The organism is Candidatus Nitrospira neomarina (assembly GCF_032051675.1).
GTDB classification, from domain to species: Bacteria; Nitrospirota; Nitrospiria; order Nitrospirales; family UBA8639; genus Nitrospira_E; species Nitrospira_E neomarina.
The window spans coordinates 4,631,456-4,657,474 of the sequence record NZ_CP116968.1; the positions used below are offsets into that span (position 1 = coordinate 4,631,456).

Below are 26,019 nucleotides of genomic sequence, written 5' to 3' on the forward strand. Positions count from 1 at the left end.
GATGCGCGTTTATCGCCGGAATCAAACCAAATATGTTCATAATACTATTGGGGGAATCATGAAGAAACGGATTGCCGTATTGCCGGGTGATGGGATCGGGCCTGAAATCATGCCACAAGCGATTCGGGTTCTCGAGGCCATTGGACAGAAGTGTGGGCATCAATTTACCTTTACCTATGGGCAGGTTGGCGGGGAGGCGATTGACGCGACGGGCTTTCCATTACCGGCCGAGACCCTGAAATTGGCTCAATCGAGTGATGCCGTCCTTTTGGGAGCTGTGGGGGGCCCGAAGTGGGAAGGCCTCGAGTATGAGCGGCGGCCGGAGCGAGCTTTACTCGGGTTGCGAGAACAGCTTGGGCTTTTCGCTAACCTCCGACCGGCCAAAATGTATTCAGCGTTGGTAGGGGCGTCCAGTCTCAAGCCTGAAGTCGTGGCAGGTATAGATATTCTGGTTGTTCGGGAATTGACCGGTGGGATTTATTTTGGCAAACCGAAAGGCATTGAACAAACGGCGACAGGACATCGGGGATTCAATACCGAAGTCTACACGACGGAGGAAATCCGACGGATCGCGGAAGTGGCTTTTCAGGCAGCCCGGAAGCGGCGTGGCCTTGTTCACTCAATCGATAAGGCCAACGTGCTGGAGTCGTCCGAGCTCTGGCGGCGAGAAGTGATCAAGGTGCATCAGGACTTTCAAGATGTGGAATTGCGTCACATGTATGTCGATAACTGTGCTATGCAACTCGTTCGCTATCCGAAGCAATTCGACGTGGTGGTGACGACCAATTTGTTCGGGGATATTCTGAGTGATGAAGCGGCGATGCTGACCGGGTCGATAGGCATGCTCCCTTCTGCCAGCGTCGGAGCGACAGTGGGGATGTTTGAACCTATCCATGGAAGCGCTCCGGATATTGCGGGAAAAAACATCGCCAATCCTATTGGGACCATTGCTTCCGCCGCCATGATGTTGTGCTATGCGTTCGAATTGACGAACGAAGCCGAGATGATTGAATCCGCTATCCAAACGACTCTAGACCAGGGATACCGCACGAAAGATATTGAGAGTCACGGGTGTATGCTGGTTGGAACCGCTGAAATGGGCGATCACATCGTAACGCAGTTAGGACACTAATCAGATGATTGGGCAAGGACAGAGTGGGCAGATTCTTACGATAGCGGGAACGGGGGAGCCCGGATATGAGGGCGATGGACAGCTGGGGACTCAAGCGGTCCTGAATGAACCCAAAAATGTGTGCTTTGACGCTGAAGGCAACCTCCTGATTGCCGATTCAGAAAATCATGTCATTCGCCGTTTGCGGCATTCGACCGGTGTCATCGAAACGATAGCCGGGTTTATGGTCATGCGACGCGCCGGAGGAGAAAATCCACAGTCTCCGACATCATCTCCAACTTCTCACGTCGAAGGGGAGATTGATCCTCTTGCGGATGTGGATGAGATTCCTGGCCAGGCCTACTCTCAAACGCCTGATTTGAGTGGAACGGTGCGCTACATAGTTGGACGGGGGATGGGCAAAGATCGGTTTGCGGGAGATGGGACCTTGGCCACAAAAGCACAATTAAATTTTCCCTCTGCCGTCGCCGTTGATGCGGCAGGTAATCTCTTTATTGCCGATACGTGGAACCACCGCATTCGGCGTGTAGATTCCAAAACGGGGATAATCCAGACCGTAGCCGGGACCGGCCAGGCAAAGTGGACGGGGGACGGCGGTCCAGGAGCTTCCGCTTCCTTGAATGAACCGGTGGCATTAGTCGTGGATGGTACGCGACTCTATATTGCCGATCAGAGTAATAATCGCATCCGTATGCTGGATTTGGAATCGGGTGTCCTTACAACCATCGCAGGAACCGGAGAGTCCGGATATACGGGGGATGGCATGCCTGCGATTGAGTCTGCGCTTGCGGGACCCAGCGGGTTGGCACTGGATCGCTATGGAAATCTCTATATTGCCGATACTTTTAATGGCCGTATTCGAATGCTTGATCATCGCACAGGGATTCTGTCCACGGTGGCGGGGGATGGCGCCGAGTTTCGCTACGAGCGTGGGGCAAATGAACAATCTCAGGCGTTGGCCAGACCTTATGGCATCGCGATAACACCACAAGGCCATGTGCTTATCACGGATTCCGATCATCACTTAATCCGGAAGTGGGATGCCGTCAATAAAGAAATGACTCTGGTCGCCGGCAATGGCCAATCGACATGGGCTGGTGATGGAGGCCCGTCTTCGAATAGTAGCCTCAGTTTTCCGTTTGGTGTGGCTGTTGACGCCTTGGGCAATATTGCGATTGCCGATACCTTTAATCATCGCATCCGCTATATTCCCGTCTAAGAAGAATCCCAGAGGCCATCAGGGGGTATCAGAATTTTCGGCCTCGGGCCTGGGTTGGAATGCTCTCCGGCGATGGGTTTCCCTTTCGTCTTTTTTGAGTCAAGGATTTTGAACTGATAGGATGTGTCTACTACTGAATGCCATCCGTGTTTTTCTTGAGGGAGTGCGCCTGACATGATAAAGAAAAAATCGGCCTATACGGTTGCTGTGGTGGGAGCAACCGGTGCTGTTGGTACGGAAATGATCCAGGTCCTGGAAGAACGGGATTTTCCTGTCGAGGCATTAGTCCCGCTGGCCTCCGCCCGGTCCGAAGGCAATGAGGTGATGTTTCACGGTCAGACCCTTTCCGTCAAGGTGCTGGAGCACAACTCGTTCGTGGGAGTGGATGTGGCCTTGTTTTCGGCAGGAGCCGGTGTCAGCAAAGAGTTCGGTCCAATGGCTGTAAAAGCTGGAGCCGTGGTGGTGGACAATAGTTCCGCATGGAGGATGGACCCCAACGTACCACTCGTGGTGCCTGAGGTGAATGTCCATGCTCTTTCGGGACATCGGGGGCTGATTGCTAATCCCAATTGTTCCACCATTCAAATGGTCGTGGCTTTGAAGCCGCTGCATGATGCAGTCCAAATCAAACGGATTATTGTCACGACATTTCAATCCGTGTCCGGAACCGGCAAGGATGCGATGGAAGAGTTGATTGATCAGTCCCGGCAACTACTCAGTTTTGGAGAAGCCAAAGTGTCGGTCTATCCGCATCAAATTGCCTTTAATTGTTTGCCACATATTGATGATTTTTTACCGAATGGGTACACCAAAGAAGAAATGAAAATGGTCAACGAAACCCGGAAAATTCTGGGTGAATCGATGTTGCCGATTACGGCAACGACGGTCAGGGTCCCGGTCTTCATCTGCCATGCGGAATCCGTGAATATTGAAACTGAGCAAAAGCTGACCGCCAATGACGCACGAGCGATACTGTCTGCCGCTCCGGGCATTCAGGTCTACGATGATCCCAGTCGCAATTTGTATCCTCTACCGATCGATGTGGTGGGAACTGATGCGGTATTTGTGGGACGGGTAAGGGAAGATGAATCGGTGACTCATGGATTGAATCTGTGGATTGTGGCGGATAATTTGCGAAAAGGTGCCGCGCTCAACGCCGTACAAATCGCCGAGGAACTTATCCGGTAATGCGTGAGAGTCGACATGATGAGTGGAGTGGGAAAAGCTCTGATGCTGTTGGGGACTATCCTCCTGGTGCTGGGGGGAATAATTTGGGTCTGGGGGAAATGGTCTGACGGTGAGGGCGGCTTGGGCTGGCTTGGCCGGTTACCCGGCGATTTTATCATCAAGCGGGATCATGTGACGTTTTACTTTCCTCTTGCGACCAGTCTCATTCTCAGTGTGGTGGGAAGTGTGATCTTTTATCTTTTCTTCCGGCGGTAGGCAAGAGTTATGGCATGTGTGACACGTCGCGTCGCCCTAGGTCTACTCCTTGTGAGTGGGGTGATGTTGTATTCTCCGGTCATTTGGGCGAATGAACCGGTTATTCGCGTGGGGCTTGTCCAGGCTGCTCAGGTTCTTTCCATTCAATCTGCGGATTCGTTTTCCCTCCTCCTGCCTTCCGGGAAAAGATTTCATGCTTCAGGTCAAGTGACTGTTCGAAGGCGAGGTGCTGGTCTTCTTCTCAATGACCGTGTCGTGACTGAGTCGAGTTTGCGGATTGAAGGATCCACAGGGACCTATCAGGTACGAGTGGAGACGAAGAACGGAAAGGGTGCCCTCAACAATTCACGGCCAGTTTGGGTGGTTCGCGGTCCGCTTGAAATTCGATTGGACCCATCCGGATTCACCTTAATTAATTGGGTTGAACTTGAATCGTATGTCGCAGGCGTAGTTTCGGGGGAAGTCGGGGCCAAGTGGCCCTTGGAGGCCCTGAAAGCACAAGCCGTTGCGGCCAGAACCTATGTGTTGTACAAAAAAGTTGAAAACCAATTGCAATCCTTCGATGTCGTCGCCGGTGTGCAAGATCAAGTCTATCATGGCCATTCCGTACAAGCTGAATCCGTGCTTCAGGCCGTTAAAGCCACCAGGGGCCAAGTGGTGACGTATGAAAATCGCCCCATCTTTGCAGCCTATTCGTCGACGGCAGCTGGTCCCACTGAGGATGCGTTGTATGTGTGGGCACTGGATCTTCCCTATCTCAAAGGTGTCGACTGCCCGTTTGACGAGCAGGCCCCACGCTATGATTGGCGCACATCATTTACGTTCGACTTTCTTGAGCAGCAACTGCTCACAGAGGGGTATGACGTTGGCAACATTGCAACCTTTACGCCCTATACTTTTACGCCATCGGGTCGTGTTGATCGTGTGCGCCTGCTCCATTCACGTGGAGAAATTATTCTGCGTGGCCAGGACTTGCGACGAGTTGTGGGATACTCCAAAATTTTCAGCACCCAGTTTTCCATCGAATCATTGGGTCAGGAAGTGGTCGTGGTGGGTCATGGGGCGGGACATGCGGTAGGAATGTGCCAGTGGGGTATGCGCGAGATGGCCGAGTTAGGGTATGACTACCAATCGATTATCCGACATTATTACCCCCACACGATACTTCTTCCTATTGACCGTGTACTCTTCACGGCTGTCGACTAATTCTTTTACTTTCTTTTCTTGCCTGGTCATGGATCTTTCTCAATTCAACTTTCCCTTTGACCAGACCCTAGTGGCCAAATATCCGGTTCATCCACGCGATCATGCCAGATTATTAGTGCTGACCCGATCTTCTGGAGAGATTACCGATCGGCAAGTCAAAGACCTCCCAAGTTTATTACGACCAGGGGATTTGCTCGTGGTGAACAATACCAAAGTCATTCCGGCTCGCCTCTGGGCGAAGAAGATCCCAAGTGGGGGCCGGGTGGAATTGCTGTTTGTTAAAGAAATCGGTACAGATCATGCGGAAGTCCTCATTCAGGGAAAAGTTGGAGTCGGACAGATTGTGGAATGTGAAGGGTCTGCCCGCGCGCAGGTCGTGGAAAAAGAGCCTGGTCGAACGGTGATTCATTGGCTTGGCCCGGGTGCATTGCGGACATGGTTACTGTCCCATGGAGAAATCCCCCTTCCCCCGTACTTGAAACGACAACCCGTTTCACGCGATCAAGAAGATTATCAAACCGTCTTTGCCAAAGTAGAAGGGGCTATTGCCGCGCCAACCGCCGGATTGCATTTTACGCCACAATTGATCGCGCAACTGGCAGAGAAGGGTATCGGGACGGCCACGGTTACCCTGCACGTTGGACCTGGAACTTTTCAACCGGTCAAGACAACGAACATCACACGTCACATCATGCATCCGGAATGGTTCGAGGTGTCAGGGGTGACCGCTGAGAGGATTCGTGAGGTTCGGAAGCGAGGCGGGAGAATCGTCGCTGTCGGGACGACCGTGGCACGAAGTCTGGAGTCAGCTCTAGATGACTCCGGCGAGCTCAGGCCCTGTTCAGGAGAGACCCGCCTCTTTATCCTGCCGGGATTCAAGTTCCGGGTCATTGATGGGCTCCTGACTAATTTCCATTTTCCCGAAACGACACTCTTGATGTTAGTTGCAGCGTTTGCGGGATTAGAGGAGGCCAGGAATGCGTATGTCCATGCAGTGTGTGAGCGCTATCGGTTCTATAGCTATGGGGATGCCATGCTTATTCTTGAATAATGGCGATGGCCGGAATAGGGGATAATCCGGAAGTCATTTTCTTTGCAAAGACTATCTCACGTATGGCCAAGGGCTCATGCTATGGAGGCAAGAGGAAAGGTCTGTGCTTACGGTGCATCCACGGGTGGCTCAGTGGGGGATTCCAAACCGATGAGAGTGTCAGGGTGAAGTCGGAGATTTTTTTTACAGCAGTTCCTCGTGAATCGTCACGTCTCCACGAGCTCGAAGAGCCGTCTGAACGGCCTGCATGGCTCGTTGTTTCTTTTGCATGAGGAATTGAAGGCGAATCTGTTCCAAGACGTTGGGGTCAGGTTCGGCCCCATCAAGCGTTTGTCGGTCAGCGAGTTCCTTGACTTCTTTCATTTCCGTCGGGGTGAGTGTTGTGGCTTCAGAGACAAGGAGTCTCGCCTTTTCCGCCAGCAATTCGTTCCGGCGTTGCTCCTCATATTGATGAGGTTTCATCCGGTTGGCCGCTAGGAGTCGCTGGTAATATTCTGTATCGAAGACGCCATCTTTTTGGAAGTCCTTTTGGCTCACAATCGCATCGTGGAGTTCTTGAGCCGAGACAGCTAAATTCATTTCATCCGCCAGTAATTGCCAGGATTTTGTGGTGATCAATCCCTCGAGAGCGAGTTGCTTAATGGTCTCCTCTTTGACGTCTTCTTGTTTGAGTTGGTCGCGATAGAATCGGAAATAGCCTTGCTTCGTCCGAAGATATTCATCCTTGGTGACTTTATAGGGGCCGACGGTTGCCACCGCGTTGCCTTGAGTGGACTCGTACCCATACCAACCCATGCCGATGACAAAGGTGACGGCGATGCCCAGGATGAGTAACTTGAGAATCCAGGGATATTTAGCGGAACCCTCGCGTATAATTCGAATCATGCGTCCTGCCTCCTCGGAATTTCTTTGATGACCATGATGAAATTTTAAGGGCCGGTAACGGGAAAGGCAAGTAAGCAGGTCGTGCCAATTCAGTTCTTTACATCGGTAAGGCGGCATGGTAAAGCAACGGGCCGGAGAATGAGAAATATGACCATGGGAGTCGTCGTGTATGTCGTATGAGGATGTCCCGGAAAAGGCTGTCTTTGATTCTCAGGAGAAAGAGGCGTGGAGAGGCGATCATGGTGCCATGAGAAATCAATGGCACCTATCGGAGTCTCAATCATTATGGGCGTGGATGGTCAACAGAAAGATCGGTGAAAACACATGAGTGAGGTTCGAGTTCGCTTTGCGCCAAGTCCCACTGGATTCCTCCATATTGGTGGGGTGCGGACAGCGTTGTTTAATTGGTTATTTGCGCGACATGAGGGTGGAACCTTTATCCTCCGTATTGAGGACACCGATCGGGACCGGTCCACGGATGAGGCTATTCAGGTCATTCTGGATGGCTTGAAATGGACCGGGTTGAATTGGGATGAGGGGCCTTTCCGCCAAACCGACCGCTTAGAGCTGTATCGTGACCGGGCGATGGATCTCTTGAATCGAAAGCTGGCTTACTGGTGCGTCTGTACGCCTGAGGAATTAGAGACGAGACGAAAAGAAGCCCAGGCTAAGGGCGAATCCATCAAATATGACGGGCGGTGTCGAGATCAAGGCATTTCCGACCCTGTCGAACCGGCGGCTCTTCGCTTTCTAACCCCGCAGGAAGGGCAGACAGTCGTCAATGATCTCATTAAAGGCCAGATTGTATTTGATAACACAGTCATGGACGACCTCATCATCCTCAGGTCCAATGGCTATCCCACCTATAATTTTTCGGTGGTGGTGGATGATGGACTGATGAATATTTCCCATGTCATTCGCGGGGATGATCATGTCAACAACACCCCGCGACAGGTCCCGCTCTTTTCAGCTTTGGGATTTCCGGTGCCTCAGTTTGCTCACCTGCCCATGATTCTGGGGTCTGATAAAACGCGTCTATCCAAACGTCATGGAGCCACATCGGTGATGGCCTATAAAGAGATGGGGTATCTGCCGGAGGCGCTCATCAATTATCTGGTCCGTTTGGGATGGTCCCATGGAGATCAGGAAATTTTCTCAATTCAGGAAATGGTCGAGTTTTTCGATTTCAAGCAGGTGCAGGCCTCGGCAGCCGTCTTTAATCCCGAAAAATTACGCTGGGTCAATGCGCAGTACATTAGAAACAGCGGCCCTAAATTGGTGGCCGACGCTCTCTTGCCTTTTTTGCAGAGCGCAGGCTATGGCCAGGCTGCCTTGTCTAAAATTCCTGGAGGAGCAGAGGCCTTGATCCCGCCCTTGCGAGAGCGATCGGAGACGCTATTGGACATTGTGCAAGGGGCTGTACCCTATCTGGCAGAGCCCATGACGATGGAGGAAGAGGCGGCGAACAAACATCTCACCGAGACGATCGCTCCAATTCTCAAGGAATTTGCCGATCTGGTGGAGGTTGTTGAGGACTTTGCCAAGGAGACTCTGGAGCCTATTCTTCATGGTCTTATTGAGCGTCATGGACTCAAAATGGGCAAAGTGGCTCAACCGTTACGCGTGGCATTGACAGGCCGGGCAGTCAGCCCCGGCATTTATGAGGTGATGGCGTTATTGGGAAAAGAGCGGTCACTTCAACGCATCCGTGCCGGGGTTAGGCGAGCCATCACGGGCAATAACCAGCCTTCCTGATTTGTCTTGCTGCTTCGCTTGACTGCTTCTGAACAGTGAATTAAGCTCAGCCTAGGTTGGGGGATCGTCTAGCGGTAGGACGCCAGATTCTGGATCTGGCTGCCCAGGTTCGATCCCTGGTCCCCCAGCCAACTTTCCAAGATTCCACATTTTCTTCCAGAAAATCCATCGCTATCAGGAAATAATCCACCCGGTTTTATCTTCAATGGACGGATAGGATCCAGGTCCCCGTATTTTTGTCATTTCTTGAGTTCACTCAACCCACGGAGACGGAAAGCTTAGGATTAGGAAGAACTGTTTTTGTCTGATTGTTGAACTGGTTAAGTAATCTTGAGAAAATTAAAGGGCAGAGGGGAATGTTCAGCTCTGAAGGAAGCCTGAGTGTTCGGGGTCGGATGGGAAAAGACACCGTGTCATATTACCAAGAATGATCATGTAAGAGGGAATGCCATGAATCTTCATCAACGGGGGACCGAGCTGATTAATGCATTAAAGGGCCATGTACTCGAGGTCCTTCATGGGCATCCGGATGCAGAGCCGGGAGGAACGGGAGTTTTTCAGGAAGAAATCGCCCGTCGGGCAGGGTTGCATAATATGGGTACCGGGGAATTGGACCACACCTGTGGTGAAATGTTGCGGTTGCTCCATAAGGAAGGCAAGATCAAACTCGTTGATGAGGCCGAGCCGGATGAAAAGAGAAAGCGCTGGCGTTTAACCTCACAATAAGTTTTGGCTCGTTTCTCCAATTTTGCACTTCAATTGATGAGAATTGTTTGAGGGAGGTCGCCAGGGGAAGGCGTGATCATTCACTGAACGCTTTTTTTCTTGAAAATATCCTGGATGAGATTTACTCTTATTTGCTTTTTTCTCCCAAAAGTCGTGGGAGGTCGTTTTTTCTCCAAAGAACGGCCTCTATACCTGTTTACGAAATGGCCTTTTAAGGAAAGGGTAATTTCACACTGATAGCCCCCGCTAACTCACCTTCTTTTCCCCCTTCTTTCTCGTAGCCAGATACATCTCTTTCACCTTTGGGACCCCCATGACAGATTAAGCAAGCTTTCTCATAGTAGAGTGGCAGCATGACCCGTACACTCTTTTCATCTTCAATGGTCTTACTGAAAACTTCATTCCGATCGCCAGGGGCAGAAGTTGCAAAGGTTTGCATCATTTCTCTTTCAAAGGCATCAGCTTTGTTTTTGGGGTTTCTTAAATAATGATCGGGAGCCGTCTGCTTTAAATAGACTTTTGACCAATTTTGGAAACGCCTGGCCGTTTCGGTGCCAAAGGTGGCGGGAATGAGCCCTTTGAATTTGACGCCTTCAAAGTTTATGACTGTTTGATAGCTTGCTACGGTTTTCTGACTTTCTTCTACGAGTCTAGTCAATAATGGCTTGGCTTGATCTGGAATTTGTGCATTCTGCAGGTTATGCAAATCGATTCCCATTCGTTCCTTGTATAAGGCTACCATCTGTTTCTCGAATACCTCCGGGGTAAAGCCCTTGTCACCTTTGCTTGCATCATTGATTAACGCTTGATTCTGGCCGATTGTCACTCGACCTGCATCCAATAATGTGGCCAAAAGCCGACCAGTTTCCACGATGTCGGAATTGGCCTGGGCCATTAAGGGGTTGATCCATACCCACCATATCATTAACGCACTCCATCTTCTCACAACTCGAAGGGACACCTGTTTCATACTGTCTCTCCCTCATAAATAAGGATATCGCAACCTTCTTGTGACAACTTCCGGATTATTCTTTGAAACGTAATATGTAAACTTGGAAAAATAAGGGCGCACGAAAAAAAGCAAATTTGCCGTGAAGCTGAGAGAATGCTGCCTGGGATCTCCTTCACGCTAAGCGCCAAAGAATACAAGAACCTGAAAATCTGTTCAACTCAGAAAAGCAAGTAAGGAAACTGGGAAGACGGAAACGACGTAAATTTTTGCTAACCCATTTGGGGCATAAATAGAGAGCTCGCGGGGTCTACAGCAATTCCCTATGATCTTACACGTGACGATTAATAAATAAATGGGCGTCATTGGGATATTCAGGAAAAACCTGCCAGGTACATATTCATGCAAGGAAGTATGATCGAAGTTCAATATTGAATTTATGACCCGGATAAGTGGAAGGTCTATGATGCTCTGGCGATTTCCGCCCCTAAACACATAAAAAAGCTTATCTTTCTCGATTTCTATCCCTTGTTAATTCTATCCACACCAAAATTTCCACGGTAAATATCCTCGAGGACCATGGGAAGAAGTCATGTGGCTCAATGTACATCCATTCTTAAGAGATGCGTCTCACCCCTAAAGTTCATAAAAAATATGGTCGATAAAAAACCGTATTCATATGTATTTTGCTATTCGTTGCCATCATCGGAATCAAATTGACCTAGACGGTGCTCCTTTCCATCTTCAGAAAGGGAACACTTTTCTTTTTCCAATCCCCCGTCGGACAACAAAGAATAGTCCAATCAGAATGAAGCAATGGCAACTCAACTGCTCTCCTCTTTGAGTCATTCATCCATCCCGACATAGGATTCACTCTAAATCCTGCCTCGAATTTTATAGGGCTGGCAGATAAAAATTGCTGAATTTTCTCTGTATTTTGGGGGAGTCTCAATACCATTTGACCCGTTTTCGCTTGTTAAGAGTAATGAAGAAGGGTTGCCTTCATAATGGTGTATGGGTAGTTTTTATCCTTCAAATTCGGAATCATAATCCCAAGCAATATTTGAACTTACCTCCCCCTAATGAAATCAAGAGAATTCCAATTTGCCGAATCCCTTGCTTTAGGACACAATTCGTGGCATCCACAAGCCTCGCACACATACTTTCTATGGAGTGGTTGGCATTCTTGAGATATACTAATTTCCCTCGCTCATGCATCTTATGCATATCTCCACACAACGTGTGGGGAAAATGGCATACATTTTCAATGAAACATCATGTTTTTTCTTCTTTAGTTGTCATGGACCAAAGGGAATAGTAGATTGAATGAAAATCGCAGGCAAAATAGCTTTTTTGATCGGCTTCCCGCCGAATTCTCTCTCAGAGAGAGTACATAGAACTGTTGAAAGGAGGAAATACAATGAAAATTATGATGCCGGTATCTGTCATGCTTTGGATAATGCTGATTAGTGCCCCACTCCTGAAAGCAGAGGTGATTGTTGAAATATCTGGCGGAGAAGAGGAAGGGATGTCTCTTAAACATCGCCAGGGAAACCCTCGACCTGGTAAAGCCCCAATGCGGATCGAAGAGCCGGATGGGACGCTACGACCTCTTGATTCTGGCTCGATACCCGAGAGTCGTATGAGTACGGAGGGCTTACGGGATGTTCCGGATGCGGGGGGAGGAACAATGGTGAATATTGAGGGCCGGTTTCAGTCAATTCTGAAGGTGCCTGACGGAGCGGACCATGCGATTCATCATCATGAACCTGGGGACCGAGAGCCTTTGAAACCCTGAAGATTATTGGAAGACTCTTTTCATCCATGAATTATTCTAAAGTCACCAGACTGGGAGGCCCCTCTCCTTCTCAGTTACCGATGCCCTTCGGCCTTTGCGTGTCTGGATTTCTGGTCGTTTTATTCTTTGGCTGCTTTGGACCTTTGACCGAGACCTTCGGTGCCACCATTATTATTGTGAATAAAGATGGTCCCGGGGAAGGATTTAACGATCCTGCGCCTTTTACGCCAGTGGGTGGAAATACGGCCACCACTCTTGGGGAGGCACGGTTGAAAGCATTTGAGTATGCGGCAAATATTTTAGCGCAGGTGCTGGTGAGCACGGTGGGCATTCGAGTCGATGCTCGAATTGATTCTTTAGGAACAGGAATACTGGGATCGGCTGGCCCTAATACTGTCCATCGGAATTTTCCCAATGCTCCTGTGGCGAATACCTGGTATGTCCAATCTCTTGCCAATAAGCTTGCAGAACAGGATCTGGATCTTACGACCAGTGATATAAGTGCCACCTTCAGTGCAAATTTCACGAATTGGTATTTTGGGCTGGATGCCAATCCCCCATCTGGACAATTTGATTTTGTGACCGTGGTACTTCATGAAATTATTCATGGCCTTGGATTTTTGTCACTCGTTGATGTGCAAACCGGAGAGAAATTCTTAGGAACCAATGATGTATTTATGGGTTGGTTGGAGCTTCATGGAGCCAGTCCGGCCAATTACCCCGTCATGACCGATAGCCAAAGGCAATTTGCGAATGTGGCGAACCCGGATCTTCATTTTGTCGGTGTCAATCTTCAAGGCGGCTCCGGGACCCTGACAGCCGGACGAACGGATACTCATGTTCAGATGTACGCTCCAAACCCGGCTCAATTAGGTTCATCGGTGTCTCATTTCACGAACACGATTAAGCCTGATCAGCTTATGGAGCCCGGAATAGCTTCCGGAAGGGCGATTCATGATCTCGGGTTAGCTCAACCTCTGTTGCAAGATTTAGGATGGATATTTGAGGCTGGCGTGAGTTTCCCAACTCGGAATGATGTTAATGGTGACGAGAGGGCAGACCTCGTGTGGCGCAACACGAGCACGTGGGCTCTCGCGATTTGGTTGATGAACGGTTTTACGATTGCTTCCTCCGGTTCATTAGGCGTGGTGTCGTCAAAGTGGCAGGTTGCCGGTACTGGAGATGTCAATGAGGATGGGAAAGCAGATGTTATCTGGCGTCACAGCGATACAGGAACGGTCGCGGTGTGGCTGATGAATGGTCTCACGGTCATGTCGGTGGGCTTTCCGGGTAGTGTCTCTATGGATTGGCAAATCGCGAGTGTAGGTGATGTCAACGGCGACGGGAGGGCGGACCTCGTTTGGCGCAACACGAGTAGTGGGGAAGTGACGATTTGGTTAATGAACGGTTCCACGATTGCTTCTTCCGGCCATTTGGGCGCCGTACCGTTGGAGTGGCAAATAGTGGGAACGGGAGATATGAATGCCGATGGAAAAGCGGATCTTATATGGCGGAATAACCTTACCGGCGTAGTGGAAGTGTGGCTAATGCAAGGGCTCACGGTCCTGTCAATAGGTTTCACCGGAGGGGTCTCCACGGATTGGCAAATTGCAGGGGTGGGTGATGTGAATGATGACGGGATGGGGGATTTTGTTTGGCGGAAAACGAGTAACGGGGAGGTTGCAATTTGGTTGATGAATGGGGTGACTCTCAGTTCGCCGGGATTTTTTGGCGTGGTGCCTCAGGGGTGGGAGATTGCTGACACCAGTGATATCAATGGGGATGGGCGGGCAGATATAATTTGGCGTAACAATCAGACGGGTACGGTGGCGGTGTGGATGATGAATGGGCTCACTATCATGTCGGTTGGCTTTCCGGGCAGTACCTCACTCAATTGGGAAATCCAACATTAAGCAAAGTTAAAAAAAATCTACAACCTTGTGTTTCACCCCACATACCGAAATGTGTCTAAATGGTTGTTTTCTGATACCAGCGAGTTGAAGTGCGAAACGCATGTGAGTGCATTTGGCGGGAGTCTAAAAGCTGGATTGGGATCAAGAGCACCGGTCGTTGTCTTAGTTGTCACGCTGGTGCTGGAATTTGCCTTTTCCTAATGGAAAGTTATTGTTTCCGGGTGCATTCCTTTTAAGCGGTCAAAATATTTCGAGCCATTTGTTGAGATTAGTCCAATTGGGAGGGCATGATTTGGTAATGACAAACATTTTCCCTTATATGTGAGCATGGATATGCTAACGGCCAATGTGAAATGGTGGTGGGCCGCTATGCTTGCGGGCAGCATCTTACTTGCGGTACCTGGGCATTCCGAGATTGGGGCCATCTTAGGCGATGTGGTTGGGCATTTTTTTTCTGCCCTGATCTTAGCCATTGTGCCGATTCTGGGATATCGTCTGTTCTATGAACGGATTGGTGAAAAAGAAATCACATATATCTTTGGTGCCGCTTGGATCTATCTTGTGTTTTCGCAAATGGTTGGATGGTAAGAAACTAACTTTATTGCACTGAGTTTAGTCATTCCCAAGCTTTTTTAAGGATTATCGGCATACCCTCGACAAAAAATAGAAAAGAGGAATATAAGGCGTTTGAAAATTCATCGATGCGGTAGATTGCGAGCCCCCTCCGGTTCAATGCTTGATGTCACTTCTAATCACAATGATGCGTTATCAGTGATCCCTGCAATCTCTTTGAGAGCATTTATCTCGCACGCAAACTTGATTTTGATTACATCACGGGGGAACATAAACAGACCTGTAGATATTAGTAATCATCACGCACGTATTGGCCTCCTGAGCAGAGAAATTTGGGTTACTTTACTGATTCCTTAGGGACCAACTCATGTGAGGCCGATTTTCCTGGCGAGAGGGCTTTGGGAAATCGCCCGGGTTCCCTGTGCTTCAGGTGTAGGTTCATCAGATTAGAGGTTCGTTAACACATTGCGTCTGTATAATCATAAGATTGATTCATGAACCATAGGATTCATTTTTCTACAATTATTTTTGTTTTATTGTGATTAAGGTTTGGCAGGCTTCATGAATTCTTGAGAAATTTGAAGTTTTCTTTCCCAGGATTCAAGGATCTGACAAAGATTCCGATGAAACATCCAGAACTAAAAACGGTTGTATCCTGAAAAAAGCAAACCATCTGAAAGGGTGGGACGCAAAGCTATGGGCCTACGTCTCGGAGTTTGAGATAAGGTTGCCAGGTTGCCAGGCAAGCCACAGAGTCTCCTTGATCATGAGCGGAGTGGCTTCGCTCGGCATGACTCACATGCATAAAGGAGATCTCGTATGTTACACAATCAAGGTTTCTCTCGAATAACCTTTCCCCGAACCCATTCCTTTCCATTTGCATTGAGTGCATTATGGACCGTTGTTGTGTTTCTCTGTCTTTTTTCCTCCAATGCACTGGCGGGAGAAGTCACCCTAGCCTGGAATCCTCCTTCCGCAGAATATGGTGGATTCATTGTCGCCTACGGAACTTCAAGCGGCAGTTATACGGAGACTCAAGATGTCGGAGCTCAGGCCATGTATACGGTGACAAGCCTGAATCCCGGTCAAACCTATTATTTTGCGGTAAAAGCTTACGACCGGGCTCGTAAAATTGAAAGCCCGTTTTCGAACCAGGTGAGTGTTACCTTGCCTATCGGTAATGCGCGCCCTGCCCCTCCTAAGGATGTAAAGGTTTATTGAAATTTGTTTTCTGGGAAAAATGATTACAGATAGATTGTATTTGGATGGGGTGCATCAACGGAAATATCGTAAGCGGTTTTCACACGGGACTTGTGAAGCTGGCTCCGTGATACTGAAGTTTCCCTACCTCTAAGAAAATTTGCAGAACGAGGCTGTTCCGCGAATGTCCTGTTTATCAGGAATTCTTCTCCGGCATTCGTTAAACAATGAATATGAGGACAGGGTCAATGACCTGAAATCTCATGAATATTTTGCGATTTTCTCAAGTCTCACTCCGTCGAGATTTTTGTAAATGTTCTCAAGAAATTTACATGAAGTCCTACATTATCCCTGTATTTAAAACTGAAATCTTCCCGGTAGAGTGTTATGTGTTTCCCCCACCTTTGATCGACTTTATCCTGTAATTTTGGTATTCATCCCCATCTAGAAAAACGGTCTACGAAAAAAACCCTTATACTTCACTTCTACTAAGGTAGAAGGACTGTTTCTAGTGCGGGTTCCTATGGTAAGGTCCACCCCTTGTCAGGGAACTCACCTTGCAATTGACTTAACAGGTTGATGAGGGCACCATAATCTTAGAGTTCGTCATGCCCAAAACTATAGAGCGTTCTTCTGACTCCACCCCCCGCACTTCCATCGAATTGAAAGTAATAAGGTAACTGTAATGATTAATTCCGTATGGCGAAAAACAAGAGCGGTGCGTCTTTCCCCATTTGGCACACTCAGTGAGCGGAAATGGCCGATTGCTCTTATTCTGACTGTTCTCGTTGCCTGTGAGGTATTGTCCCCCGTCGAGGGACAGGCTCAATCTTTTTCTGATATGGGACTGTTTTATTTTACCGGGTCTCACCAGCCTATTCAGAATCGGGGGGGGCTTTTTCGTGAATATATGACGGGAAATGGTTTAGGGGATGGTATCAAAGCCGGTCCGGTCCTACTCCGTCCGTTTTTAGGTGCATCGGAAGTGTATACCGACAATGTCTTTAAGAGAGACACAAATACGAAAAGTGACTTTCTTACGACCATCGCGCCTGGAATTCAGGCGTTCATGCCGTTTGCCGGAGGTAAGCATTCAGTCCTTCTTGACTATCGTGCTGCCCAATTTCTCTACGCAAAATTTACCGAAAATAATGCCCTGGCCCAAGATGCTCTTGGACACGTCAGTTTGAATTATCCGGGTGGTTTAGCCATAGACTTGCAGGGAGGCCATTTAGAAGGGTTTGACCCGAGAGGATCGGAAGTGGATACCCAACAAAGGGATATTACCAAATGGAATGTGAATCAGTTTTTAGGCCAGATTGAATTCACGGGACAAAAGGCTGGTATCCGTCTTCGCACAAATTTTGATGATGTAAATTACACCAACAATGGGCAGGCTGCCTCGCGTGACCGGAGCCGTGCTAGTGCCAATCTGAGCGTGTCTGTCGCTGTAACCCACTCAACCCGCGCCCTCGTCGGCGTTCGAATAGTCAACAATGATTATAATACGAATAAGCAACAGAATAGTTTCGGTTACGGGGCATATACCGGCTTCAGCCTGGCACCTACCCGCCAACTCTCAGGGGAATTCAATATCGGGTACCAGGTTTTAAATTTTGACCACGCGCTCATCGATGAAGACTCAGCCCGTGGCCAGGCCCTCCTTGCAAGGGGGTTAAGCCTAGGATCGGAGCAGCAGACCTTCTTTTATATGCGAGGAAACCTGGATTGGAACCCTACTTCCCGGTTAAGCTTTCGTCTCCGTCCCTTTTCGAATATTAATCAGTCAGCGGTTCAGGGTACCTCCACCTATAAACGAATAGGCGTCGACGTGTATGGGAGACAGTCATTTACCAGCCGTCTGGCCCTCAGGGGTAATTTCTACTACGCCAACGATAATTTTAATACGAATAGAACGGATGATCGATTTCGCTTAAGGATAGGACCGGAATACCGTACGGTTAAATGGCTGGGCTTTCGCTTTGATTATATTTTCGAGAAGAGAACCTCAAATATAGCCAATTTTGATTTCAACAGTAATACGTTCATGATTTCCATCGAAGGAATAATCTAGAAAAACGGAATGCACCTTTGATTCATTCAATTCTCTCGGAACTGTTTCTTGACCTTCGCCATTTATGGGACTAACATTTTTGTGAGTTGTTGAGATCGCCTCGTGGCGGTAGTCCTCTCATCCTTTTTGAACAACATGGGGTGAAGTCTTCGGTAAAGATTTCTACCAATTGATAGATCCGGAAATCCCTTAATTTCTTCGTATGTTCCCAATAGTGATATCTTTTTTGTTGTGGCAAGAAAGCACTAATGACTAAGGGACGTGATGGGAAATGTTCGTGGATGGGATGAGTCCATGTTTTTCCGTGTTCACTGCTAGATAAGGAGACTCACTATGAGATCCAAACCAGGAATGACGAGATGGATAAGAGGTCTGGTGCTAATGGTCTTCTTAATATTTGGGGCACTCATGGGACAGGGGATGGCAGTGGCCACGGAAGTCCCAATCCAGGTTGAAGGTGATCGGCTAACAGGTCATCTCTCACAGGTGACCTTACGAACGGTGCTGGAGCAATTACAGAAACAGTTGGGTATAAAATATGAAGCCCCTGCCGAAGAACTGAATAGAGTCATTTCGGTCGATCTACAGCAAGACAAAATACTCCCGGCCTTGGCCAAAATTCTGGCGCAGTGGGATTATGCGTTTACGGTCAATGCGGCGGGACGCTTGCAATATCTCTATGTAACTCCAAAGGCTCCACCAAGAGAACCGGTTTCTGAGACGAGGAACACAACAGATATTGGATCATCTGATGGTTTGGGTGAATCGGAATTGAGTGCAGATCGGCAAATGGATCCCGGGCAAGAAGAGATGGATCCCCGTTCATTCCTGTCTCAGGAAGGGGAGCCTGGTGACAATTTTGCTCCAGCCTCCTCATCCTTCTCATCTCCAGGAGAAAGCCCTGGCTTAAGGGGCCCGGTTGTGGGTGTTCCCATGGATATTCAGCCGGTTCCCGCAGGAACCACGATGCCCATGGTGCCGCCAAGTAGTGCTAGTGGGATGCAGGTGACGCCGCCGGCCAACTCACCGGACATGCCAATCATTCCAGCCACAGCCTATCCACCGATGGAGATTGAGCCGGTTCCCAGCTACCTGCAGGAGGAGATGCTTCGGAGTATGCAACCGTAACCGGAAAGTTGAGCTTCAAATAGGAATTCATTTTTAGCTGGTTGCGTGTTGGTCTGAGCACGGACGAGGATGGATTTAGGCTTCAGATGTTGCCGGTGCATCTCTTTTTTGCCAAAAGTACGTCATCGACATCTTGAAAATCTCTTGGAAGATTTAATGACCTCCGGCCGGATGGTTGATGGTATGGTGTTGATTTTGATATAAATCCCCTTTGCCGTATTTGGCCTTTTCCCCCCTCAGTTATGTAACTGGAATCTTCCCGAAGCTTGAGTAGGCCATTTCTTTCTGACGCATACCCCAAAATTCATTTTAGAATTTTTTTCACTTCCTGGTCGCCCGCCCCTTTGATTTCATTGGTTTAATTACCGGAATTGAGAAACTAAGCGGATGGTTCGAGTCGATGTCTTATGAGTCAGAATCTCGTGCAGGGAGATTGGGTAAGGTAGCGTTGAAAAAATGGGTTTGTTGGAGGGATCATTCGCATTTGAATTTACACTCGGTCAATCTTTTCCAGGTGCAAAGACAAGGCTCATTCTTGGCTAAAATCGATAAGTAGGCATGAATAATACGTACAATCCTTTTTCACCACTGATCTGTGCTTGGCAGCACAGGACCTTGATTGCTCGCCTTGCCAAGCGAGAGATTGATGCTCGTTATCGAGGGTCGATGCTTGGGGTAATCTGGGCCTTTGTCGTCCCGATGCTCATGTTAGGGGTTTATACGTTTGTCTTTTCGGTCGTGTTTCAGATTCGATGGGAGGTGCCCACGGAAGAAAATGGCGCCTTTGCTCTGTTATTATTTTCCGGGTTGATTATTTTCAATCTGTTTTCCGAATGTGTCACGCGTGCTCCTGGTCTTATGCTTGAAAATGTGTCGTATATAAAAAAGGTAGTGTTTCCTCTGGAGATAATGCCTTGGGTATCGATATTGGTGGCACTTTTTAATGCGGCCGTAAGTCTTCTGATTTTGTTTATATTTTACCTCATAGTCCATGGTTTCCCACCCCTAACGGTGTTGCTGTTGCCGGTGGTACTTTTTCCGTTTGTCCTCTTAATTGTAGGATTAGGTTGGTTTCTGTCTTCCATGGGGGTGTTTCTGCGTGATGTCCAGCCGTTGGTAGGCGTGATGACGACGATGATGATGTTTCTCAGTCCTATTTTTTACCCCCTATCGGCTATTCCTGAAACCTATCGAGGATTCATTCAGCTCAATCCGTTGACACCTGTCCTGAATGCGTCGAAATCGGTCATATTTTTAGGGCAAATGCCGGAATGGGTAGACTGGCTCCTGTATACGGTTGTTTTTTGGGTAGTGGGTTGGTTGGGCTTTGTCTGGTTCCAAATAACGCGAAAAGGATTTGCTGATGTCGTCTAAGAGCCTCTTTACAAAACCCTCAATCTTCTCACGGGACAAGAGTAGGGGAGAGGAAGCTCAACCCCCCTATCTCTTGTCGCAAGAATACAAGACTGCGGGGGTAAGTGGGCAAACCGTGCAGGAGGCCAATGACGTCGCCATACGCGTGCAAAATCTCTGCAAGTGCTACCAGATTTATGATCAACCACAGGATCGATTAAAGCAGTGGATATATCCACGATTGCAAAGATTTGTCGGTAGGCCCTCCAAACAATATTTTTGTGGATTCTGGGCGCTCAAGGAAGTCTCGTTCGAGGTAAAAAAGGGTGAAACCGTTGGCATTATCGGTCGCAACGGCAGTGGAAAATCTACGCTTCTGCAAATGATCTGCGGAACGCTCACCCCAACCAGTGGCAGCATTTTTACCTATGGCCGGATTGCCGCCCTGCTGGAATTGGGTTCGGGCTTCAATGCTGAGTTTACCGGGCGCGAAAACGTTTACATGAATGCCGCAGTGCTTGGACTGAGCAGAGCAGAAACCGATGCGCGTATCGATGACATCATTGCATTTGCCGATATTGGCGACTTCATTGAACAACCGGTAAAAATGTACTCAAGCGGGATGATGGTTCGACTCGCTTTTGCTGTTCAATCCCAAGTTGCCCCCGCTATTCTCATTGTGGATGAAGCCTTAGCCGTTGGTGATGCAAAATTCCAGGCCAAATGCTTTGATCGTTTAAAGAAACTCAAGGATAGTGGGACCAGCATATTGCTGGTCACCCACTCTAGCGAACAGATTGTGACGCATTGCACTAAGGCACTATTGCTTGAAAATGGGATGGTGCTGGAGTCCGGCCAACCTCGCGTGGTGGTGAATCGTTATATGGATTTGTTGTTTGGCAAAGAAAAAAAATCACCAGACGCCGAGCCCATCGTGGCAGCCACAACCGCTGCAAACGAGGCTGCGAACCTTAGGTGCTCGTTAAGTTATACGGAAGATGTGTTTGCCACTCGTCCCGGTTACAATCCGCACGAATATCGCTGGGGGGATGGTTCGGCCTCAATTTTGGATTTTTATTTGTCGGCAGATGGGGACATGTATCCTTATGCGATTTCGACGGGACAAACGGTCCATTTGGGTGTTTCATTTAGGTTTTCAAGTAGCCTAGTGCGACCAATATTAGGGATTACAATCAAAACCAAAGAAGGTGTAACCATCTATGGGGCTAATTCCGAAACACTTGAAGCCAAAGAATTCAAATCATTGGGTCAGCATGGTCAAGTAGCTTATGCCAAGGCTGTCTTCTGTTGTCGTCTTGCGCCTGGAGACTATTTCCTTTCCTTAGGTATTGCCACCAAGCAGGGCGAAGTAGACACGCCTCACGACAGGCGTTATGACGCGATTCATTTTCAAGTTCGGCCAGAAACTAAATTTTTTGGCCTGGTGGACTTGGGTCTCCACTTAACGGCTCAGGAAATTGCGTTATGAAATCACTCCTGTCAAAAGCGGGCTATGGGCTCAATCCCAAAACTGACGTCTGGTCGAGACCTGAATATCTCGGCATTGATTACGATGATGGCGAGATCATCGAGCAACGCCTCGCTGGGATCATTGAGCAGGCGAGTGATATTTCTGTTTTGTCTACAGAGTTACGTCAGCATTGCACGGACTGGCCGTCTCTGTACCACCTCAGCAGCACCCGAGCTAATATCTTGCGTCCATTTCAAAGCCTGTTGGAAGCCACGGATGTCCTGGAAATTGGCGCGGGATGTGGCGCCATAACACGTTATTTGGGGGAGTGTGGGGCCCATGTACTGGCTTTGGAAGGAACTCATCGCCGTGCAAGTATCGCGCGATCACGCACCCGTGATCTACCAAACGTCATTGTGGCGTCGGACAAATTTGATGACTTCAAATTGAATCACCAGTTTGATGTCATCACACTCATCGGTGTGCTCGAATATGCAAACCTGTTCACGCCGGGGGAAGATCCTGCACTCGGGATGTTACAGCGAGTGAGATCCATGTTGAAACCCAATGGGAAGTTGATTGTGGCGGTTGAGAACCAACTGGGGCTTAAATATTTTTCTGGCGCACCTGAAGATCACGTTGGGCAAGCTATGTATGGTCTAGAAGGACGATACCGCAAAGATCAGCCACACACTTATGGGCGCAAAGTGCTGGCAGAGATGCTCAGACAGGCTGGTTTTGCGAGTTCGGAATTTATGGCGCCATTCCCTGACTATAAGTTGCCAGCTTCAATCGTAAGTGAAAGTGGGTTTTTATGTGAGGAGTTTGATGCCAGTGCTCTGGCATGGCAAAGCGTCAAGCGCGATCCACAACTGCCGCCACTTCTGGCAATCTCACCTGAACTGGTTTGGCCGGTTCTCACGCAGAACGGAGTGGCGTTGGACTTGGCAAACTCATTTCTCATTGTGGCGGGGATATCTCTCAAGCACGTGTTGGATCCGTTTATCCTGGCCTGGCATTTCACAAGTGAACGGTCCAAAGAGTTCTGCAAGGAAACGCGGTTTTTATCCATCGACAATGGCGAAATCGAAGTTCAGTACTATCCCCTTGTGTCCGGTTCAACCATGCATATTCACGGTCGACTCTTGACGTTTAACATTCCAGAAAAAGCCGAATATGTGCACGGTAGGCCATTGTCTCAAGAGCTCATCCAGATTGTCACTCGGGATGGCTGGTGTATAGAAGAAGTTGCCGCATTTTTGAACCGATACCTGCAAATACTGCTTTCGATGAACGTATCTGGCGAAATTTCCTTGCCAATCGACTCTCCGGACATACCGTTACCAGGTGAACTTTTTGACGCGCTTCCGCAAAACATCATCGTTAGCCATGACGGGACATGGCAGGTCATAGATCAAGAATGGACATTGAACGATGACCTATCGGTCGGCAGGATGATTTTTCGTTCACTGCATTTGCTCATTCATTCGGTGACGCGCTTTGGCACAACTGACCATGATTCTCTTGACACGCCATTAAGACTTTTTCTTGCTGTATTCAAAGCCATGGGCTTTGTCGTAACCGATGATACGATCGAACGTTACGCCAAGCAGGAGATAGAGTTGCAAACCGAAGTTGTCCGGCGGCCCTTGAGCTATGATGAATTTCTTCAATGGCTGCGCACGACTCCTTTGCCTCGTCAAAATCTGAATCAAGCCCTGGTTGAGCGTGATGGTCAGATCGCCAATCTCAAACAAGCTGCGGCTGAACGCGAAATGCAGATCGCCAGTCTCAATAAGGCTGTGGCTGAGCACGAACGGATTGTTGGGGAATGGGATCAGCGTTTTGGCGTTCTGTATGAACGACTGCTGACGAAAGAGGAAGAATTACGTCGCATGCATTCATCCTTGCTTTGGCGAAATATCAGCAAAGTACGGATCTTGAGGGAACGGCTATGTCCAGAGGGCTCATGGCGTGGAAGGGTTTGCGCAAGGTTGGTGCATTGGTTGAAGGGCTCAGATCTTCCTGTGACGCAAAATCGCCAATCCCCTGGTGGCTCGCTTGATCGAGTCCTAACGAGTGCAAAATCCCTATTGCCCGTTTCCCCTAACCGAAAACATCAATTGGTGTCGTTTGTCTTTGGACGGTTCGGCTCTTTCTTTCAACAGACGGAAAGTTATCGGCGGTGGAAAGACAGGCAATTGCCTGTCCTTCATGAATCTGGAAATCTGCATTTCTCTCCTCAGAATCCTCCTCGTCAGCCGGTTTCTCTCATTCAGCTTGAACCGGGTGGGATGACCACGCTCATTCAGTCCTTCAATTTCACTGAAGTGGAGCAGCCCTTGGTGTCCATCGTGATCCCTGTCTACAATCACCTGGAATACACTGTTTGTTGTTTGGCTTCGATTTTGAGTCATGTGCCTCAGTGTAGCTTTGAGGTGATTATCGTTGATGATGGGTCTCAGGATGAGACCCCCAATATTCTCCCGGATGTTCAGAATATTCGTTATTGCAGGAATGAGACAAATATTGGATTTCTCAATTCTTGCAATAAGGGTGCAACATTGGCTCGCGGCCAATATCTGTTGTTACTGAATAATGACACCCAGGTGCTTGAGGGATGGCTTGATGAATTGGTGAACACCTTCCAAGAACAATCAGAAGTTGGCCTTGTGGGTTCAAAATTGTTGTATCCAAATGGTGTGCTCCAGGAGGCTGGGGCCATTATTAAACCGGATGGCTCAGCGGAGCTGGTGGGGTTGAATGGTGATCCGGACAGGCCAGAATATAATGTGGTGCGGGAGGTCGATTATTGCTCCGGAGCCTGCTTGCTCATCAAGGCTGAATTATTTAAGACCCTGGGGGGATTTGATGACATCTATGCACCCAGTTATTGCGAAGATTCGGATTTAGCCTTCCGTGTGAGAAAGTTAGGGAAGCGGGTCTTCTATCAACCACGTTCCGTGGTCGTTCACCATCTCAGCGTCAGCACCAATGATTCCAGGCACGCGAAGCTGCCTCTCATTGCGAAAAATAGTCGGATTTTTATGGAACGATGGAGCAATGAGCTGAAAAAGCTACATGAGGTTCGTGCGATCGCGTTTTTTCTTCCTCAATATCATCCCATTCCTGAAAATGATAGGTGGTGGGGCAAAGGTTTTACGGAATGGACGAATGTGACGAAAGCGCGGCCAAATTTCCAAGGTCATTATCAGCCCCATCTGCCGGCGGATTTGGGATTTTATGATTTACGTATGCCTGAGGTACGAGAAGAGCAAGCCCGGTTGGCTCGCCAGTATGGCATTTCGGCCTTCTGCTATTACTATTACTGGTTTGCCGGAAAGAAACTACTGAATCGTCCCCTTGACGAAGTGCTGCAATCCGGTTCCCCGGACTTTCCGTTCTGCCTTTGTTGGGCCAATGAGAACTGGACGAGACGATGGGACGGATGTGAGGAGGATATCCTCATCGCACAGAGTCATACCCAGGCGGATCATGCTGGCTTTATTGCGGAGATTGCCCCCGCGCTGCTGGATCCACGGTATGTCAGAATACATGGAAAGCCTTTGGTGATTGTGTACCGACTCGGCCAGTTTCCGGAGCCGAAACGGACTGCGGATTTGTGGCGGGAATACTGTGTGAACGCGGGGATTGGAGAAATTTACTTAGCCTATGTTCAAAGCTTTGATCGGATGCCGATGGGAGATGATCCAAGTCTTTATGGGTTTGATGCGGCTATTGAATTTCCCCCTCATCGGTATCCGGTGCAAGCTGAGCTCTCACAACCCTTGATTAATCCTGAGTATCAGGGTGTGTTGTTTGATTATGTCCAGACATCCGAAAACTTTATACGAAGAACCTGGCCATCTTACAAACTCTTTAAAGGCGTGATGCCTTCGTGGGACAATACTGCGCGCCGGCAAGATGTCTCTCATGTTTTTGTGGGTGCAACTCCCGAACGATACGAATACTGGTTGCGACAGGTCGTTGAACAAACACGGCGATTCCATTTTGGCGATGAACGAGTGGTCTTTATTAACGCATGGAATGAATGGGCCGAAGGGAACCACTTAGAGCCTGATCGGGCATTTGGTCATCAATATCTGGTGGCTACCAAAAACGGTCTGGGATAACCGACGGTTC

At 48.7% G+C, this 26,019-nt stretch carries 19 protein-coding genes, 1 tRNA gene and 1 riboswitch; of the genes, 18 read left to right on the plus strand and 2 right to left on the minus strand.

Going from position 1 to position 26,019, the window contains the following annotated elements; genetic code table 11:
• Positions 1–58 precede the first annotated feature (58 nt).
• The 6 genes from leuB (at position 59) to queA (ending at position 6,051) form a co-directional block, all read left to right on the plus strand.
• Positions 59–1,132 carry a 3-isopropylmalate dehydrogenase gene (leuB, locus tag PQG83_RS20115; protein ID WP_312744923.1) on the plus strand — a complete coding sequence of 358 codons (1,074 nt, stop codon included), beginning with the start codon at positions 59–61 and terminating at the stop codon, positions 1,130–1,132.
• Between the two features lie 4 nt (positions 1,133–1,136).
• Entirely contained in the window at positions 1,137–2,351 is a 1,215-nt protein-coding gene (locus PQG83_RS20120; protein WP_312744926.1) for an NHL domain-containing protein, read from the plus strand.
• Positions 2,352–2,525: 174 nt separating this feature from the next.
• Complete coding sequence (locus tag PQG83_RS20125; protein ID WP_312744929.1) at positions 2,526–3,539, plus strand: aspartate-semialdehyde dehydrogenase; 1,014 nt, start codon at positions 2,526–2,528, stop codon at positions 3,537–3,539.
• Between the two features lie 15 nt (positions 3,540–3,554).
• Entirely contained in the window at positions 3,555–3,794 is a 240-nt protein-coding gene (locus PQG83_RS20130) for a DUF2905 domain-containing protein (RefSeq protein WP_312744930.1), read from the plus strand.
• Positions 3,795–3,803: 9 nt separating this feature from the next.
• Positions 3,804–5,000, plus strand: coding sequence for a SpoIID/LytB domain-containing protein (locus PQG83_RS20135; RefSeq protein ID WP_312744932.1), 1,197 nt, complete (start codon positions 3,804–3,806; stop codon positions 4,998–5,000).
• Between the two features lie 28 nt (positions 5,001–5,028).
• Positions 5,029–6,051 carry a tRNA preQ1(34) S-adenosylmethionine ribosyltransferase-isomerase QueA gene (gene queA / locus PQG83_RS20140; protein ID WP_312744934.1) on the plus strand — a complete coding sequence of 341 codons (1,023 nt, stop codon included), beginning with the start codon at positions 5,029–5,031 and terminating at the stop codon, positions 6,049–6,051.
• Positions 6,052–6,234: 183 nt separating this feature from the next.
• Here the strand turns inward: queA and PQG83_RS20145 are convergent, their stop codons facing one another.
• Entirely contained in the window at positions 6,235–6,936 is a 702-nt protein-coding gene (locus tag PQG83_RS20145; RefSeq protein WP_312744937.1) for a SurA N-terminal domain-containing protein, read from the minus strand.
• A 324-nt stretch (positions 6,937–7,260) separates the two neighbouring features.
• Here PQG83_RS20145 and gltX point away from each other — a divergent pair, with 324 nt between their 5' ends.
• From gltX to PQG83_RS20160, 3 genes are all read left to right on the plus strand, one after another.
• Positions 7,261–8,691: a glutamate--tRNA ligase gene (gene gltX / locus PQG83_RS20150; RefSeq protein ID WP_312744939.1), complete on the plus strand. Its 1,431-nt coding sequence runs from the start codon at positions 7,261–7,263 to the stop codon at positions 8,689–8,691.
• Between the two features lie 57 nt (positions 8,692–8,748).
• Positions 8,749–8,822: transfer RNA gene (locus PQG83_RS20155), tRNA-Gln, on the plus strand.
• Between the two features lie 319 nt (positions 8,823–9,141).
• The gene (locus PQG83_RS20160) at positions 9,142–9,417 is read left to right on the plus strand and encodes a hypothetical protein (RefSeq protein WP_312744942.1); all 276 of its coding nucleotides are present in this window, start codon (positions 9,142–9,144) and stop codon (positions 9,415–9,417) included.
• Positions 9,418–9,628: 211 nt separating this feature from the next.
• Here the strand turns inward: PQG83_RS20160 and PQG83_RS20165 are convergent, their stop codons facing one another.
• A complete protein-coding gene (locus tag PQG83_RS20165) occupies positions 9,629–10,387 on the minus strand; it encodes a Tll0287-like domain-containing protein (RefSeq protein ID WP_312744945.1) in 759 nt (252 codons plus the stop codon).
• 1,399 nt (positions 10,388–11,786) lie between these two features.
• Here PQG83_RS20165 and PQG83_RS20170 point away from each other — a divergent pair.
• From PQG83_RS20170 to PQG83_RS20210, 9 genes are all read left to right on the plus strand, one after another.
• Positions 11,787–12,164, plus strand: coding sequence for a hypothetical protein (locus tag PQG83_RS20170; protein ID WP_312744948.1), 378 nt, complete (start codon positions 11,787–11,789; stop codon positions 12,162–12,164).
• Positions 12,165–12,190: 26 nt separating this feature from the next.
• Complete coding sequence (locus PQG83_RS20175; RefSeq protein WP_312744951.1) at positions 12,191–14,077, plus strand: FG-GAP-like repeat-containing protein; 1,887 nt, start codon at positions 12,191–12,193, stop codon at positions 14,075–14,077.
• A 333-nt stretch (positions 14,078–14,410) separates the two neighbouring features.
• Complete coding sequence (locus PQG83_RS20180; RefSeq protein WP_312744954.1) at positions 14,411–14,665, plus strand: hypothetical protein; 255 nt, start codon at positions 14,411–14,413, stop codon at positions 14,663–14,665.
• 638 nt (positions 14,666–15,303) lie between these two features.
• A riboswitch (cyclic di-GMP riboswitch) is annotated at positions 15,304–15,393 on the plus strand.
• A gap of 76 nt (positions 15,394–15,469) precedes the next feature.
• Positions 15,470–15,871: a fibronectin type III domain-containing protein gene (locus PQG83_RS20185; protein WP_312744957.1), complete on the plus strand. Its 402-nt coding sequence runs from the start codon at positions 15,470–15,472 to the stop codon at positions 15,869–15,871.
• A gap of 664 nt (positions 15,872–16,535) precedes the next feature.
• On the plus strand, positions 16,536–17,924 hold the full coding sequence (locus tag PQG83_RS20190; RefSeq protein ID WP_312744959.1) for an outer membrane beta-barrel protein: 1,389 nt from the start codon (positions 16,536–16,538) through the stop codon (positions 17,922–17,924).
• A gap of 333 nt (positions 17,925–18,257) precedes the next feature.
• Positions 18,258–19,052, plus strand: a complete 795-nt coding sequence (locus PQG83_RS20195) for a hypothetical protein (RefSeq protein WP_312744960.1) — start codon at positions 18,258–18,260, stop codon at positions 19,050–19,052.
• A 558-nt stretch (positions 19,053–19,610) separates the two neighbouring features.
• Positions 19,611–20,426 (plus strand): ABC transporter permease, encoded by an 816-nt coding sequence (locus tag PQG83_RS20200; RefSeq protein ID WP_312744962.1) that lies wholly within the window; start codon positions 19,611–19,613, stop codon positions 20,424–20,426.
• The gene (locus PQG83_RS20205; RefSeq protein ID WP_312744963.1) at positions 20,416–21,894 is read left to right on the plus strand and encodes an ABC transporter ATP-binding protein; all 1,479 of its coding nucleotides are present in this window, start codon (positions 20,416–20,418) and stop codon (positions 21,892–21,894) included. The genes PQG83_RS20200 and PQG83_RS20205 overlap by 11 nt, the downstream gene beginning before the upstream one ends.
• On the plus strand, positions 21,891–26,009 hold the full coding sequence (locus PQG83_RS20210; protein ID WP_312744965.1) for a glycoside hydrolase family 99-like domain-containing protein: 4,119 nt from the start codon (positions 21,891–21,893) through the stop codon (positions 26,007–26,009). Before PQG83_RS20205 ends, PQG83_RS20210 begins: the two co-directional genes overlap by 4 nt.
• Positions 26,010–26,019: the final 10 nt, after the last annotated feature.